We start from the raw sequence: 16033 nt of genomic DNA on the forward strand, positions 1-16033 counted from the left end.
CGTGGAGCAACACCGTCAAGGCTCGCCGCTGCGACGACATCGTCCGTTTGTACAAGGAGATTTCGCCATGGCGAAGCATTGGAACATCGATACCGCTCGTCACACCTACGCCGTGCCGCACTGGAGCGACGGCTACGTCGACGTCGACAACGCTGGCCACATCGTGATGAAGCCGCACGGCGCGCAAGGCCCCGCCCTTTCATTGCCGCGCATCGTCGAAGACGCGCGCGCCGACGGGCTGCGGTTGCCGTTGCTGGTGCGCTTTCCGGACATCCTCGCCGATCGTCTCGCACACTTGCAGAAGGCGTTCGCCAAGGCCATCGGCGAGTGGAACTATGCGGGCGGCTATACGGCCATCTATCCGATCAAGGTGAACCAGCAGCGCGGCGTGGCCGGCGAGCTCGTGGCCGCTGGCACGCAGGGCTTCGGTCTCGAGGCCGGCTCCAAGCCGGAGTTGATGGCGGTGCTGGCGATGGCGCGGCCCGGGTCCATCGTGATCTGCAACGGCTACAAGGATCGCGAATACATCCGTCTCGCACTCATTGGCCGCAAGCTCGGGTTGCGCGTGTTCATCGTGATCGAGAAGTTGTCCGAGCTTGATCATGTGTTCGCCGAAGCCAAGGCGCTGGACGTCGAACCGCTGCTCGGCGTACGCGTGCGTCTCGCCTCGATCGGCGCCGGCAAGTGGCAGAACACGGGTGGCGACAAGGGCAAGTTCGGCCTCTCGCCGAATCAGGTGCTGACCCTGATCGAACGGCTCGACGCGGCGGGTCTCAAGCACACGCTGAAGCTGCAGCACTTCCACATGGGATCGCAGATTTCCAACGTGCGCGACATTGCCAACGGCATGCGCGAAGCCACGCGCTATTTTGTCGAGCTGAAAGCGATGGGCGTACCGCTGGAAATCGTCGACGTCGGTGGCGGCCTCGGCGTCGACTACGAAGGTTCGCGTTCGCGCAGCCACAACTCGATCAATTACTCGATCGAACAATATGCCGCCACCATCGTGCAGTCGCTGGCCGAAGCAGTGGAAGCCGAAGGCCTCGATGCGCCGCACATCCTGACGGAAGCCGGTCGAGCGATGACTGCGCACCATGCGGTGCTGGTGGTCAACGTCACCGAGGTCGAAGAAGTCCCTGCCGGCGCGATGCCACCGGCGCGCGGCGACGAGCCGACAGTGCTGCGCCATTTGCGCGAAGTGCACGCGGAACTGGACATGCGCCCGCCGCTGGAGCTGTATCACGAAGCGCAGCATCACCTACAGGAAGGCCAGACGCTCTACGCGCTGGGCCAGCTGGCATTGGCCGATCGCGCGCGACTGGACGAGATGTACTACGCCATCGCCAACGCGGTGCGCACGCGCCTGCAGCCGGCGGAGCGCTCGCATCGGCAGGCGCTGGACGAGCTGGACGAGAAGCTTGTCGACAAGTACTTCGTCAACTTCTCGGTATTCGAATCGGTGCCGGACATCTGGGCGATCGAGCAGATTTTTCCGATCGCGCCCATTGCACGCCTCGACGAGGAGCCGACACGGCGTGGCGTGATCGTCGATCTCACCTGCGATTCGGACGGCCGTATCGATCACTACGTCGATGGCGAAGGCGTGGATGTGAGCCTGCGACTGCACGATCTGCGCGAAGGCGAGAGTTATCAGCTCGGCATCTTCATGGTCGGCGCGTACCAGGAAACGCTGGGCGACATCCACAACCTGTTCGGCGACACGGATGCAGTGAACGTGCGCGTGGCGGGCGACAGCTTTGCCTTCGATCACATCCGCCGCGGCGACACGACGGACCTGATGCTCGACTACGTCGGTTACGACCTCGCCGTATTGCGGCAGTCCTACCGCGAACGTATTGCCGCCGCCGGTGTCGATGGTGACCAGGCCGAACAGTTCTACCGCGCGTTGGACAACGGCCTGACCGGTTACACGTATCTTTCCGAGCCCGTCGCCTGACGGCTCGGCCCTCGATTTCCCCGCTTACAAGGAGTTCTACATGGCAAGTCTCGACGGCAAGGTGGCATTGATCACGGGCGCCGCCAGCGGCATCGGCAAGGCGATCGCCGAGCTCTACGCAAAGAACGGCGCCGCGGTGGCGATCGCCGACATCAATCAGGCGGCCGCCGATGCGGCCGCAGCGGAAATCAACGCGGCTGGCGGCAAGGCCATCGGCATCGAAATGGATGTCACCGACGAGGCCGCGGTCAACGCCGGCACCGAGAAAGCCGTCGCGGCGTTTGGACGTCTGGACATCCTGATCTCCAATGCGGGCGTGCAGATCATCAACCCGATCGAGAACTACGCCTTCTCGGACTGGAAGAAAATGCTGGCCATCCATCTCGATGGCGGCTTCCTGACGACCAAGGCGGCCTTGCAGCACATGTACAAGGTCGACGGCAGCGGCAAGGCACAGGGCGGCGTGGTGATCTACATGGGCTCAGTGCATTCGCACGAAGCGTCCAAGCTGAAATCCGCGTATGTCACCGCCAAACACGGCCTGCTCGGTTTGGCGCGTACGCTGGCGAAGGAAGGCGCGGATCGCAACGTGCGTTCGCACGTGATCTGCCCGGGTTTCGTGCGCACCCCGCTGGTCGAGAAACAGATTCCCGAACAGGCGAAGGAGCTCGGCATCAGCGAGGCCGACGTGATCAAGAACGTGATGCTGGCGGACACCGTCGATGGCGTGTTCACCACCGTCGAGGACATCGCGCAGACCGCGCTGTATCTCGCCGCGTTCCCGTCTGCCGCACTGACCGGGCAATCGTTTGTGGTGAGCCACGGCTGGTACATGCAGTAACGCGATTGAGTCGATGCGTCGCGGCCAACGTCGGTCGCGCCGCTTTCTTGCGGGTCCAAGGGAGTGCTTCCGTGAAGATTGCCGATGTGAGGGCGAATGCGTTCGCCATGCCGCTGACCAGCCCGGCGTTTCCGCCCGGGCCTTACCGTTTCACCAACCGCGAATTCATGGTGATTACCTATCGCACCGACATGGACGCGTTGCGCGCGGTCGTGCCCGAGCCGCTGGAAATTACCGAGCCGCTGGTCAAATACGAATTCATTCGCATGCCCGATTCCACGGGCTTCGGCGATTACACCGAATCGGGCCAGGTGATTCCCGTCACCTACAAAGGTGTGCGCGGTGGCTACGTGCATTCGATGTATCTCAACGATCATCCGCCGATCGCCGCCGGTCGCGAACTATGGGGTTTTCCGAAGAAACTGGCCGCGCCAAGTCTCGACGTGGAGATCGACACCGTCGTCGGCACACTCGATTACGGCAAGCTGCGCGTGGCCAAGGCGACGATGGGTTTCAAGCATCGACCCGCCGATCACGCCGCCGTGCTGGCGTCGCTGCAGGCGCCGAATTTCCTGCTGAAGATCATCCCGCATGTGGATGGCACAACGCGCATCTGCGAGCTGGTGCGTTACTTCACCACCGACATCAACCTCAAGGGCGCGTGGACCGGCCCGGCCTCGCTTGAGCTGCATCCGCACGCCCTGGCGCCAGTGGCTGACCTGCCGGTGCTCAAGGTGGAATCGGCACTGCATTTCATCACCGACCTCACGCTCGATCTCGGGGAGGTGGTGCATGACTACCTCGCCGACTAAATCGCGCAGCGGTGCCAAGACCTCGACGCGAATAAAACCCGCTGTGGGCAAGGCGCCGAGTTATCACACCACCGCGCTCGTGCTGCAGGGCGGCGGCGCGCTGGGTGCGTATCAGGCCGGCGTGTACGAAGCGATGGCCGAGGGCGGCCATCATCCGAACTGGGTCGCGGGTATTTCGATCGGCGCGTTGAATGCGGCGATCATCGCCGGCAATGCGCCGGAACACCGCGTCGAAAAACTGCGCGAGTTCTGGCAGACGATCTGCAAGCCGCCGATGTTGCCGGCGTTCGGCTTGCCCGATTTGCAGAACGGACAAAGCTGGCCGGCGAAAGCGATCAGTGCGATGAGCGGGATGGCTGCGTGGCGCGCCATCACCGAGGGCCAGGCTGGTTTCTTCACGCCGCGAATACCGCCGCCTTACGTGAAGCCGCCCGATGGTCCGGCCACCGCGAGCTACTACGACACCACGCCGTTGCGTGCGACGCTCGAACGGCTGGCCGATTTCGATCGCATCAACGATCCGCGCACGATTCGCGTATCGGTCGGTGCGGTGAACGTGCGTACCGGCAACTTCGCGTACTTCGACAGCGCTCATCAGAAACTGCGACCGGAACATTTCATGGCGTCCGGCGCGTTGCCGCCGGGTTTTCCGGCGATTGAAATCGATGGCGAGTTCTACTGGGACGGCGGCATGGTTTCCAACACGCCGCTGTACCGCGTTCTGACCGAGCATCCGCGCCGCGATACGCTGGTGTTTCAGGTGGACCTGTGGAGTTCGATCGGGCCGTTGCCGCACGACATGCTGCAGGTCGCCGAGCGCAGCAAGGACATCCAGTTTTCCAGCCGTACGCGCATCGTCACCGAATACATGCGCGATGTGCAGGAACAACAACGTCTGCTGCACGATCTGATGGCGTTGGTGCCGGCCAACCGCCGTGATGACCCCGCCTATCGACGCGCGGAAACGCGCGCCAGCGGTGCGCTGGTGAACGTGGTGCATCTGATCTATCGCAACAAACCTTACGAAGGGCACTACAAGGATTTCGAGTTCAGCGCGGCGACCATGCAGGAGCATTGGCGCAGCGGCGTGGCCGACATGCGGCACACGCTGACACATCCGCACTGGCTCGACGTGCCTGATCCTGCGCGGCCGTTCGTGACGCACGACGTGCATCGCAAATGAGCGTTACCGTGTTGTCGATTTCCACTGACAGGTAGAAGCATGACGATCAAGACAGGTTTCGTCGGACTCGGCGCGATGGGCGTGCCGATGGCGCGACATCTTCATCAGCGCGGTTTGCTGGCCGCGCTGGCGAATCGCACATCGGACAAGGCGGTTGCGCTGGCGAAGGAACTGGGCGTGACCGCGCCCGACGACCTCGCCGCGCTGGCTGCGCAGTGCGACGTGATCGCGTTGTGTGTGACAGCGGACGCCGATGTGCTGTCGACGATTGATGTGCTTGCACCGCACATGCAGCGCGGCGCCATCGTCATCGATCATTCGACTGTCGCGCCTGAGACCGCGAAGCTTGCGGCTGCAAAGCTCGCGCAGGTCGGCGTGCACTTCCTCGATGCGCCGGTATCGGGCGGCGTGGAAGGCGCGAAGAACGGCAAGTTGTCGGTCATGGTCGGCGGTGATGCCAGCGTGCTCGAACGCGCGCGTCCGGTGCTCGAAGCCTATGCGCTGCGCATCACGCATCTGGGCGCTACCGGCGCGGGGCAGGCGACCAAAGCGGTGAATCAGGTGCTGGTGGCGGGCATCGCGCAGGCCGTGTGCGAAGGCCTGGCGCTGGGCGAGGCGCTGGGTCTCGATGCGTCGCGATTAATCCCGACGCTCGGCGCGGGTGCCGCCGGCAACTGGTTTCTCGAGAAACGCGGCGAGACGATGCTGCGCAATGAGTTCGGCGTCGGCTTCAAGCTGGCCTTGCTGCACAAGGATCTCGCCATCGTCCGCGGCATCGCGCAGCAGGCCGGCAGCGCCACGCAGGTGATCGAGCGATCGCTGGCGGATTACGCCCAGCTGATGAGCCAGGGCTATGGCGACGAAGACATCTCGGCCTTGATACGGTTGAAGCGCCCTTCCTGAGAAGAACGCTTCAATTGATCTTGCAAATCAGTACCCGCGAATCAGCGGCTCGACTTCGACGTCGCAATAGCCTGCTTGAAGAAGCCGTAGACGCCTTCGGAGTTCATCGTTCGCGCATTGGACAGTTCGCCGGCTTTGGTCGAGTAAAGCACCTTGTCGTCGGGCGACACGATCACCGCGGCGGGAATGCCTTTGCCGATCGGATTGCCGTACTGCTTGGCGATGTCGAGGTTGTGATCGAAGTTGCCGACGTCGATTTTCACCACCTGGAATTCTCGCTTCATCAGGTCGGCGTTCTTGCCAGTCTTGAGATCGCCGTTGAGCGCACGGCAGTCTTCACACCAGTTGGCGCCGAAAATCAGTAGCACCGGCGTATGCGTCGCCTTCGACCTGGCAAGCGCATGGGCCACATCGGCATGGGCATCGGCATTCGTGTCGTACGGAAGATCCGCAGCGAAAGCGTTGACGGTGAACAGCAGGCTGAGCAGCACGAGCAATCGTTTCATGGAGGTTCCGGTGCAGGCAATGAACGGCCAGCATAGCGCCATTTGACGTCCGTACGTTTGGCCGTCCAAACAAAGGGCCGCTTGCGCGGCCCATATCGCGACAGATGACGACCCGGTCACCTTCCCTCTTTCAGCGCGATGGCATTGATGCCGGCCGAGGTAAGCCGTTTCTTGGTCGATTCGAGTTCGGTGGCCGAACGGAATGGGCCAAGCCGCACGCGGTTGTAAGGCTGCCCGCCGATATTCACCGACTGCACATTGGCGACAAAGCCCTGCATGGCGAGCTTGGCCTTCAGGGTTTCGGCATCCGATGCATTGGGGAACGCGCCCACCTGCAACAAATAGCCGGAGCCTGCAGCAGGCGCTGCCACGGTGTTGGCCGGCGCTGCGGTGATGTTCTCGCTGACAGCGGCAGGCGCCTTGGCCGGAGTCGCCGGCGCGGTAACTGGCAGCGGCGCCACGGGTTGCTGCTGTGCCTGTTGCTGCTGTGCGGCCAGCTGTTTCTGCTGCTGTTCGGCGCGAGCCTGCGCGGTGATTTCGGCATCGGGAATGCGTACTTCTTTTTCCGACAACACGGAATAGAAATCGTATTGCGGCTTCTTCGGTGTGCTTTCGCCGCTGGCCGGCTCGAGCACGCCCGGGTCACTGCCGTGTTGAGCGGTCGCTTGCGGATTCGCCTGGGGAACGGTGGGCTTCATGCTGGTCAGCAGGCTGCCACGCATCATCACCGCCATTAAAATGGCGCCGATCAGGATGCCGATCACCGCGTATCCCCAGCCGGGGAATCCGCCGCTGTTGTTGCGCACGGCCTGTCGGCCCTTGCCCTTGCGTGCTGCCATTACATGCTCTCCGGGGCGCTCAGGCCCAGTAATCCAAGTCCATTCTTCAATACCTGGCGCGTCGCCACCACTAGCGCCAGTCGCGCGTTGCGCAGCGGGGCGTCTTCGACCAGGAACTGATGCGAGTTGTAGTACGTGTGAAGCGCGTTGGCGAGTTCGCGCAACCACGCAGCCAGCAGATGCGGCTCCAGGTTCGCGGCCGCGGCTTCGACGATTTCCGGATACTTCGACAATTCGGTGAGCAGGATCTGCTCGTGCTCGTTGTCGAGCCGTGACAGATGCTGGAGGCCGTTGTCGAGATCGACAACGAAACCTTTCTCGCCGGCCTGGCGCAACACGCTGCACACGCGAGCGTGCGCGTACTGGATGTAATAAACCGGATTATCGTTGCTTTGCGAGCGCGCCAGGTCGATATCGAATACCAGCTGGGAATCGGAGCGGCGCGAGATGAGGAAGTAGCGCGTGGCATCGCGGCCGACTTCATCGATCAGGTCGCGCAAGGTGACGTAACTGCCGGCGCGCTTGGAAATTTTCACTTCTTCGCCGCCGCGCATCACCGTGATCATCTGGTGCAGCACGTAATCCGGCCACGCCTTGGGGATGCCGGCATCGAGCGCCTGCAGCCCGGCTTTCACACGCGCCAGAGTTCCGTGGTGATCGGAGCCCAGCACCGTGGCCGCGCGCTTGTAGCCACGCTGCCATTTGCTCAGGTGATAGGCCACGTCGGGCACGAAATACGTGTAGGTGCCGTCGGACTTGCGCATAACGCGGTCTTTGTCGTCACCGTAGTCGGTCGAGCGCAGCCACAACGCGCCGTCCTGCTCGTAGGTATGGCCGTGAGCAACGAGTTCGCGCACGGCTTCCTCGACCTTGCCGTCGCTGTAGAGCGACGATTCGAGGAAATACACGTCGAAGTCGACGCCGAACGCCTGCAGATCGAGATCCTGCTCGCGGCGCAGGCTCGCCACCGCGAACTGGCGGATGGCGTCGAGGTTGTCGACATCACCGGCGGCCGTCACGGTTTCACCGTCGGCGACTACCGATGCGCGCTCCAGATAGGCGCGTGCGACATCGGCGATGTAGTCGCCGCGATAACCGTTTTCCGGCCATCCGGCGTCGTCCGGCGTGATGCCACGCGCGCGCGCCTGCACCGAAATGGCCAGATTGGCGATCTGTACGCCGGCGTCGTTGTAGTAGAACTCGCGTTTGACGTTCCAGCCGGTGGCAGCGAACAGCCGGCTCAGGCAATCGCCGATGGCTGCGCCGCGACCGTGGCCAACATGCAGCGGTCCGGTCGGATTGGCCGACACGAATTCCACACCCACCGTTTGGCCGGCACCCGCCGTGCCCAGCCCGTACCGCTCGGCCTGTTCGTGAATGCGCCGCACTTCGGCGTGGTACGCGTCGGCGGCCAGGTAGAAATTGATGAAACCGGGGCCGGCGATCTCGACTTTTGCCACGATCGCATCGTCGGGCAGCGCTGCCACCAGCTTTTCCGCCAGCTCCCGCGGCTTGGCCCGAGCAGGTTTGGCCAGGAGCATGGCGATGTTGCAGGCGAAATCGCCATGTTCGCGGCTGCGTGCGCGCTCAATCACGAAATCCGGAAGCGCCAGATCGGCAGGCAGGACGGCATTGTCTTGCAGGCCATGCAATGCCTGCAGAACCAGTTCACGCAGCTGTGCTTTCACGGTGGATCCAGCCTCGATGGAACCGAAAATTCTAACATGGGGCGGCCGGATCATTGCGGGACAAGGCTTTGCCGCGGTCAAGGCAGAATGTGAAACCTGCGACCGGTGCCGGCTGTGGATAACTCTGTGGGAAATCCATGCCTTGTGTCGTTGTCGCAGCCGCCCAGATCGACGTTTCCGTCAGCCTTTAAGAAAAACATGATCTAAATCATGAGATTGAACGACCAATCTATGGACCTAGGCGCGATAGGTCCGCCAAGTGTTGATCCTGCTGATATGTGCATAAGTTTTCGTGGCTAACGCGCGCACTTCTTCACGTTCCGCTGGCGTCACCGGCTTGTCATGCGGCGCCGCGACAATGAGCGAGTACCGACATGATTCCCCTCCATGACGTGGTACACGGAGACGCCGCTCTCTCCTCTCCCAAATCGGACCCACGGCGTGGACCCCTTCCACGCCGTTTTTTATGGGTGAATGAAATCCCTTAGAGCAGGCCGCGAGCCGCCATTGAAACGGGCTCACCACTGCCGATGACCAGATGGTCGAGCACGCGGACCCCGACAAGTTGCAACGCGTCGCGCAACTCATGGGTGATCGCCCGGTCGGCGGCGCTGGGTTCGGCGACGCCTGAAGGGTGGTTGTGCGCAAAGATCACCGCGCAGGCGTTGTGATGCAGGCAGGCGCGCACGACTTCGCGGGGATGCACGCTGGCGCCATCGACGGTGCCGCGAAACAGTTCCTCGAACGCCAACACGCGATGTCGGTTGTCCAGAAACAGGCAGCCGAAGACTTCGTAGGGCAGATGCCGCAGCCGCGCGCGCAGGTAGTCGCCACTGTCGCGTGGATTGCCCAGGCTTTTGCGACCTTGCAGATCTTCAGCGAGGCTGCGCCGTGCCAGCTCGAGTGAGGCCACGATGCGCGCGCGCTTGGCTGGGCCGAGGCCGGACGCGCGAATCTGCTGTTCCGGCCGACTGAGCAAGGCGCTCAAACCGCCTGCGTTGTTGAGCAGTTCGCGACCGAGCGCCAGCGCGTCCTTGCCGCGACTTCCGCTGCCCAGAAGTACCGCCAGCAATTCGGCGTCAGATAAGGCGGCGCTGCCGCGGGCCAGCAGTTTTTCGCGGGGACGTTCACCTTCGGGCCAGTCGCGGATACTCATGCATGCAGCCTGATGGCGACGGGCCATTCCACGCAGCAGTTGGCTGGAGCGAATCCGGTAAGCTACGCGTCTGCCCGATTGTCAGGCCCGTCTTACATGAGTCTCGCCCAGCGCCGCATCCTGCTCGGAATTTCAGGCGGTATCGCCGCCTACAAGTCGTGCGAGCTGGTCCGGCGCCTGCGCGATCTGGATGCCCAGGTGCAAGTGGTGATGACCGAGGGCGCGACGCACTTCGTCAGCCCGACGACATTCCAGGCGCTGTCCGGTCGATCCGTGCGAGTCAGTCTCTGGGACGAACAGGCTGAGGCTGCGATGGGCCACATCGAGCTGGCGCGCTGGGGCGAACGCATCCTGATCGCCCCGGCCAGCGCGGACATCATTGCGCGGCTGGCGCATGGCCTTGCCAACGATCTCCTGACCACGATCTCCCTCGCCAGTGCGGCGCCTCTTTACGTCGCTCCGGCGATGAACCAGCAGATGTGGGCACATGCCGCCGTGCAGGCCAATGTCGATACATTGCGGCAACGTGGCGTGCTAATTCTCGGCCCGGCGGTGGGCGATCAGGCATGTGGCGACGTCGGCAGCGGGCGTATGCTGGAACCTCACGAATTGCGCGACGCCTTGGTGGCCTCGTTCGGCAACCAGACCCTGACGGGTTTGCGTGTTCTGGTGAGCGCGGGGCCAACGTATGAGGACATTGATCCGGTTCGCTTCATTGGCAATCGCAGCTCGGGCCGCATGGGATTCGCCGTGGCACAGGCCGCTGTCGAGGCTGGCGCAGAGGTGACACTCGTTGCCGGGCCGGTCGACTTGCCCACTCCGGCTGGCGTTGAACATCGCGTCGACGTTCGCAGCGCGGCGGAGATGCATGCAGCGGTGATGAGCGCCTCACCGCAGTCGGATATCTATATCGGCGCGGCGGCGGTTGGCGATTACCATCCAATCGAAGTGTCGGCTCATAAACTCAAGAAGCACAGTGGCGCAGGTCTCACGCTGCAGCTGGGCGAAAACCAGGACATCCTCGGCAGTTTATCGGCGCAGCCGGCTCATCCGTTCCTGGTCGGCTTCGCTGCCGAAACGCACGACGTCGCTGACTACGCACAGGAAAAACTGCAGCGCAAAGGCCTGGACATGATCGCCGCCAACCTCGTGGGCAACGGTTTGGGCTTCGAGGCGACGGACAACGCGCTGGCATTGTATTGGGCGGATGGCTCCGCGACCTTGCCGCGAGCATCCAAGATCGATCTGGCGCGGCAGCTGATCGAACATGTCGGCGAGCGATATCGGAGCGCTCGTCCGTGATGATCGACGTCGAATTGAAGATTCTCGATCCACGCCTCGGCGACAGCATCGCATTGCCGCAAACCGCGACGCTGGGCAGCGCAGGCATGGATCTGCGCGCGGCGCTCGATGCGCCGCTGACGCTGCAGCCGGGAGAAAGCTCGCTGGTGCCTAGCGGCATGGCGATTCATATCCGCGATCCGGGCTGGTGTGCGTTGATCGTTCCGCGTTCGGGGCTGGGTCACAAGCACGGACTGGTCATGGGCAACCTGGTCGGCGTGATCGACGCGGATTACCAGGGGCCGCTGATGATCTCCTGCTGGAATCGTGGCCAGCAACCCTACACGATCGAAATCGGCGACCGGATCGCGCAGTTGCTGCTGGTGCCGGTGGCGCAGGCGCGGCTGAATATCGTGGACGAGTTCACACCGAGCGAACGCGGCAGCGGCGGCTTTGGTTCCACCGGCGTCAAATAGCCAATCGGTATCGAATAGGATGCAAGGGCACGGCATCGGGCGTGGCGATCCTGCCAGCGCCTCGCGCGGGGACAAGAGATGGCGATAAAGATCGCAACCGAACGTTTGCAAGTCGACTGGAGGCGCCTGCTGCCATTGGCCGGAGCCACCTTGCTGCTGCTGCTCGGACTTTTCTGCGCCTGGCAAACCTGGCTCATCGCCACCGAAGGGCGCGCCATCGAAGCGGTTCACGCTGCACAGGCAACGGCCGCGCGCGAACTGACGGACTACGTCGCCATCCAGCGCGCCAAGGTCGAGAAAGTGCTCGCCACGGTCGATCCATCCGTTGCCATGAGCGATCCCAAAGGCACCGCCGCAGCCGTGCACCAGCAATTGCCGCAGGCGCAGACGCTTGAGTTTTACAGCGGCGATTTGAACGAGGTATTGCACGCCAACTACCGCGAATTCGGCTATGCCAAAGCAGCGCAACTGATGATCGCGCAAAGCGCGGCAGGCATGCCGCTGATGCAGAGCGCTTCGCACGGGTCCACCGATCGCCGTCTGAGCCTGGTGATTCCGCTGGGGCCGCCGCAGCGAACGCAAGCCTGGGCCTGGGTTGAAATGCCTTTCGCGCCGTTTCAACAGCGCTTTGAATCCATTTCACCGGGGTCCGGTCGTCTCGACCTGCGTCAGGGAGATGAGCATGGCAGCGTGCAGTTGCTGTCGCACGGCGCGCCTTCGGCAGTCGCGGAAACAACCAGTTTGCCGATTGCAGGCAGCGCATTCAGCATCGGTGCCGGCCTGCCCGACGAATTCATCTTGCTGCCTCGTTCCTGGATTCTGAGCCTGCTGCTGACCCTGTTGGGTCTGGGCGGCGGTATCTTCCTGTTGCGCATACGTTGGGGGCCGCAAGCGAAGCCGTCGCCGCAAGTCGAAGAGGATGTCCCCTTGCCATCCAAGATCGAGCGCGTTCGCGCCACGCCTGCCGACGACCCGTCGCCGGTAAAAGTCGTCGCGCCGGCCGTGCCGAGCATTGCCGTTGATCCCAGCATTTTCCGCGCATACGACGTGCGCGGCGTCGTCGGTCAGACGCTCAACAAGGACGTGGCGCATGCGCTGGGCCAGGCCATCGGCACGCTGATGAACGAGAAAGGCCTGCGCGAAATCGTGGTGGGCCGGGATGGACGTCTATCCGGTCCGGAACTGGCCGGTGCGCTGGGCGATGGTCTGCGCGCAGCCGGCATCGATGTGATCGATATCGGCGCCGTGCCGACGCCGGTGGTCTATTACGCGGCCTATCGCTACAACACCGGCTGCGGCGTCGCGGTGACCGGTAGCCACAATCCGCCCGACTACAACGGGTTCAAGATCGTGGTCGGCGGAGAAACCCTGTCCGAAGGCGCGATCCAGGATTTGCATCAGCGCATCGCTACCGGCGCGCTCGACGGCGACGGCCGCGGCAACCTGCGCCAGGTCGACGTGGCGCCGGACTATATCGAAAAGATCGTCTCCGACGTTTTGGCGGAGCGCCGGCTCAAGGTGGTCGTCGATTGCGGCAACGGCATCGCCGGCGCACTCGCGCCGCAGGTGCTGGAAGGCGTCGGCTGCGAAGTGATTCCGTTGTATTGCGACGTCGACGGCACCTTTCCCAACCATCATCCCGATCCGTCCGATCCGCACAATCTCGAGGATCTGATCCTCTCGGTGAAACAGACCAGCGCCGATCTCGGCCTGGCGTTCGATGGCGACGGTGATCGCCTTGGCGTGGTCACGCAAGCCGGCGAAATCATTTTTCCCGATCGCCTGCTGATGCTGTTCGCGCGCGACGTGCTGTCGCGGCAACCCGGCGCCACCGTCATCTACGACGTCAAGTGCACCAGTCATCTCAAGGGACAAATTCTCGACGCCGGTGGCAGCCCGATGATGTGGCGCACCGGGCATTCGCTGATCAAGGCCAAGATGCGCGAAACCGGCGCCGAACTCGCCGGCGAAATGAGCGGACATTTTTTCTTCAAGGAGCGCTGGTACGGTTTCGACGATGGCATCTATGCCGCCGCGCGATTGATGGAAATTCTCGCGGGCGACCAGCAGTCGCGAACACCGGAAGAAATTTTCGCCACGCTGCCGAAGAGCGTGTCCACACCCGAACTCAAGATCGAACTGGCCGAAGGCGAGAGTTATCCCTTCATGGACAAGCTGCGCCAGAAGGCAAGCTTCGAAGACGCCAGCCTCGTCACCATCGACGGCTTGCGTGCGGACTGGCCGGACGGCTGGGGGCTCGTGCGTGCTTCCAATACCACGCCTGTGCTGGTGCTGCGTTTTGAGGCGGACAATCAAACGGCGCTCAAGCGGATACAACAGGTGTTCCGCAAGCAACTGCTCGCCGTGGACTTCAAATTGAAGATGCCGTTTTGAGTTGCTAGTTCTGAAACGAAAAGGGCCGGTATATGCCGGCCCTTTTTTTGTTCTGCGTTCGCAGAGTCAATGCGCGTCGTCGCCCTGCGACCCCTTGAGCTGTGCCGCCTTGAGCACGCGATAACGCTGCAGTTGCTGTGCCTGCTGCTGCACGGTCTGCGATCGCACATCCTGCAAATGCGTGAGCGTGTTTCTCTGCCCCGTCACCACGTCGCGCTGCTTGGCGATGCCGTCGACGATGTACTTCGGCACGGTTTCCTTGTTTCGCTCCATGTCCGCGCCGCGCGCAAGAAGATCCGTCAGCGCCTTCTCCTGGCTACGCAGGTTGATCTGCGTGGTCAGGATCTGTTGATCGATGGTATCGAGCGCCTGCTGCTGCGAAATGCGGTAGGTTTCCTCGTCCGGATACGCCGAGAGCATCTGCGCCTCGGCGTCGGCCACTTCCTGCGCGGCATGGTCTTTAGCGGCCTGCTGCTCGGCGAGCTTGCTCGCGACCGCGCGCTCTTCGGCATTCAGTTGACGCGAAACGTGCTGGACGACAATGCCGCGATCGTTGACAACGTCGTAGCCATATTTCATCGCCTCGGTGGTGAGGCTGTCGCTGTAATGCGGCAGGTTTTGAGCATCGTGCCAGCGATACCGGACGTTGCCGGTATTTTGCGCATGCACGCAGACACTCGTGCATAGCGTGGTGAAAGCAAGAACGGTCAAAAGTTTGCGCATGGAATCTCCCCTTGGCCGCCAGTATAACCACGGCCTCCGCGCTGCCTAGGCGCGCATTGCGCCTGTTGTCGCGCTTGTGACGGAGATCGCGGGAGTGGATTCATTGATGCACGCCGTATTGCTGCCGATAGGCCAGCAGACGCGCGTGTTCCGCCGCCAGCTCTGGTCGTTCGCCAGCGTACGCAAGCACGTGGTCGAGGCCCGTGATCGCGATCACCGGAATGCCGTTGTCGTGCGCCACTTCCTGCGCCGCGGAACGATCGCCTTGGCCGCGTTCCTGGCGATCCAGCGCAATCAGCACGCCCGCAGGTTCGGCGCCCTGGGCGCGGATGAGCGCCAGCGATTCGCGCACCGCCGTGCCCGCCGTCATCACATCGTCGACGATCAGCACGCGACCCTTGAGCGGCGCGCCGACGAGAGACCCGCCTTCACCGTGGTCTTTTGCTTCCTTACGGTTGTACGCCCAGGGCAAATCGATTTCATGTTTCTCGGCGAGCGCAATGGCCGTGGCGGCGGCGAGCGCGATGCCTTTGTAGGCCGGGCCGAAAAGCATGTCGACGGCGAGCCCGGAATTCACCAGTGCATCGGCATAGGCGCGTCCCAGTTGCGCCAGCGCGGCACCGGAATCGATCCGACCCATGTTGAAGAAGTACGGACTTTGGCGCCCCGATTTCAAGATGAAATCGCCGAAGCGAAGCACGTCGCGTTCGAGGGTCAGCTGGATGAAGTTGCGTTGATAGTCGTGCACGGATCGCTCGCAAGTGTCGGGATATCAGGGCAACGATCGCAGCAGTAGATGCTGTGGACCGCCGTGCCCGCCATGGTACAGCTCGCCATTGTCGGTGAATCCGGCACGCCGGTAGAGTTTCAACGCGATCGTGTTGGTGGTGTGCACGGTCAGAACCAGCAGGCCTGCGTAACGGTGCCGCTGCATGGCATCGGTGATCAACGCATCCATTGCCGCACGACCGAAGCCGCGACCTTGCCAGCAGCGGTCGATGAAGAAACTGCGCAAGCCGAGCGCAGGTTGATCGAAGTCCCGGCCACTGACGCTGCGCGCGCTGTCGTCAATTCGATAACAACCGATGACCGTATTGTCATGCACGATCGTCATGGCCTCGCTGCCTGGGCACACCGCCGCATCGGCCAGCATGTCCGCGACGCGGCCGACATATCTGCGTTGCGATTCCGACACGTGCAACGCCTCCAGCGCAGGCTGTGGCCATGCCTTGACGGGTTCGACGCGAATCAAGCTACCTTCATGCATGGAGATG

At 62.8% G+C, this 16033-nt stretch carries 15 protein-coding genes; 8 read left to right on the forward strand and 7 right to left on the reverse strand.

What is annotated here, in order from left to right; all coding sequences use genetic code 11:
• Window positions 1-67 precede the first annotated feature (67 nt).
• From speA to GSQ73_RS04215, 5 genes are all read left to right on the forward strand, one after another.
• Window positions 68-1957, forward strand: a complete 1890-nt coding sequence (gene speA / locus GSQ73_RS04195) for a biosynthetic arginine decarboxylase (protein ID WP_158881264.1) — start codon at window positions 68-70, stop codon at window positions 1955-1957.
• A 40-nt stretch (window positions 1958-1997) separates the two neighbouring features.
• Window positions 1998-2798: a 3-hydroxybutyrate dehydrogenase gene (locus tag GSQ73_RS04200; RefSeq protein ID WP_158881266.1), complete on the forward strand. Its 801-nt coding sequence runs from the start codon at window positions 1998-2000 to the stop codon at window positions 2796-2798.
• Window positions 2799-2869: 71 nt separating this feature from the next.
• Window positions 2870-3610 carry an acetoacetate decarboxylase gene (locus GSQ73_RS04205; protein WP_158881268.1) on the forward strand — a complete coding sequence of 247 codons (741 nt, stop codon included), beginning with the start codon at window positions 2870-2872 and terminating at the stop codon, window positions 3608-3610.
• Complete coding sequence (locus GSQ73_RS04210; protein ID WP_158881270.1) at window positions 3591-4793, forward strand: patatin-like phospholipase family protein; 1203 nt, start codon at window positions 3591-3593, stop codon at window positions 4791-4793. The genes GSQ73_RS04205 and GSQ73_RS04210 overlap by 20 nt, the downstream gene beginning before the upstream one ends.
• 39 nt (window positions 4794-4832) lie before the next feature.
• Complete coding sequence (locus tag GSQ73_RS04215) at window positions 4833-5696, forward strand: NAD(P)-dependent oxidoreductase (RefSeq protein WP_158881272.1); 864 nt, start codon at window positions 4833-4835, stop codon at window positions 5694-5696.
• A 41-nt stretch (window positions 5697-5737) separates the two neighbouring features.
• Here the strand turns inward: GSQ73_RS04215 and GSQ73_RS04220 are convergent, their stop codons facing one another.
• From GSQ73_RS04220 to radC, 4 genes are all read right to left on the reverse strand, one after another.
• A complete protein-coding gene (locus tag GSQ73_RS04220; protein ID WP_158881274.1) occupies window positions 5738-6202 on the reverse strand; it encodes a thioredoxin family protein in 465 nt (154 codons plus the stop codon).
• Between the two features lie 116 nt (window positions 6203-6318).
• Window positions 6319-7041, reverse strand: coding sequence for an SPOR domain-containing protein (locus GSQ73_RS04225; RefSeq protein WP_158881276.1), 723 nt, complete (start codon window positions 7039-7041; stop codon window positions 6319-6321).
• A complete protein-coding gene (gene argS / locus GSQ73_RS04230; protein WP_158881278.1) occupies window positions 7041-8729 on the reverse strand; it encodes an arginine--tRNA ligase in 1689 nt (562 codons plus the stop codon). Before argS ends, GSQ73_RS04225 begins: the two co-directional genes overlap by 1 nt.
• A 484-nt stretch (window positions 8730-9213) precedes the next feature.
• Window positions 9214-9885 carry a DNA repair protein RadC gene (gene radC, locus GSQ73_RS04235; RefSeq protein WP_158881280.1) on the reverse strand — a complete coding sequence of 224 codons (672 nt, stop codon included), beginning with the start codon at window positions 9883-9885 and terminating at the stop codon, window positions 9214-9216.
• A 96-nt stretch (window positions 9886-9981) separates the two neighbouring features.
• Between radC and coaBC the strand changes: the two genes are divergently transcribed.
• The 3 genes from coaBC (at window position 9982) to GSQ73_RS04250 (ending at window position 14036) form a co-directional block, all read left to right on the forward strand.
• Window positions 9982-11187, forward strand: coding sequence for a bifunctional phosphopantothenoylcysteine decarboxylase/phosphopantothenate--cysteine ligase CoaBC (gene coaBC, locus GSQ73_RS04240; RefSeq protein ID WP_158881282.1), 1206 nt, complete (start codon window positions 9982-9984; stop codon window positions 11185-11187).
• On the forward strand, window positions 11187-11642 hold the full coding sequence (dut, locus tag GSQ73_RS04245; protein WP_158881746.1) for a dUTP diphosphatase: 456 nt from the start codon (window positions 11187-11189) through the stop codon (window positions 11640-11642). Before coaBC ends, dut begins: the two co-directional genes overlap by 1 nt.
• A gap of 78 nt (window positions 11643-11720) precedes the next feature.
• Window positions 11721-14036, forward strand: a complete 2316-nt coding sequence (locus GSQ73_RS04250) for a phosphomannomutase/phosphoglucomutase (RefSeq protein WP_158881284.1) — start codon at window positions 11721-11723, stop codon at window positions 14034-14036.
• Window positions 14037-14102: 66 nt separating this feature from the next.
• Here GSQ73_RS04250 and GSQ73_RS04255 read toward each other — a convergent pair whose 3' ends face one another.
• From GSQ73_RS04255 to GSQ73_RS04265, 3 genes are all read right to left on the reverse strand, one after another.
• Window positions 14103-14759 carry a DUF4124 domain-containing protein gene (locus tag GSQ73_RS04255; RefSeq protein WP_158881286.1) on the reverse strand — a complete coding sequence of 219 codons (657 nt, stop codon included), beginning with the start codon at window positions 14757-14759 and terminating at the stop codon, window positions 14103-14105.
• 100 nt (window positions 14760-14859) lie between these two features.
• The gene (gene pyrE, locus GSQ73_RS04260; RefSeq protein WP_158881288.1) at window positions 14860-15507 is read right to left on the reverse strand and encodes an orotate phosphoribosyltransferase; all 648 of its coding nucleotides are present in this window, start codon (window positions 15505-15507) and stop codon (window positions 14860-14862) included.
• 24 nt (window positions 15508-15531) lie between these two features.
• Complete coding sequence (locus GSQ73_RS04265; RefSeq protein WP_158881289.1) at window positions 15532-16026, reverse strand: GNAT family N-acetyltransferase; 495 nt, start codon at window positions 16024-16026, stop codon at window positions 15532-15534.
• Window positions 16027-16033: the final 7 nt, after the last annotated feature.

This window comes from Rhodanobacter sp. L36, assembly GCF_009765755.1.
Classification (GTDB): Bacteria; Pseudomonadota; Gammaproteobacteria; order Xanthomonadales; family Rhodanobacteraceae; genus Rhodanobacter.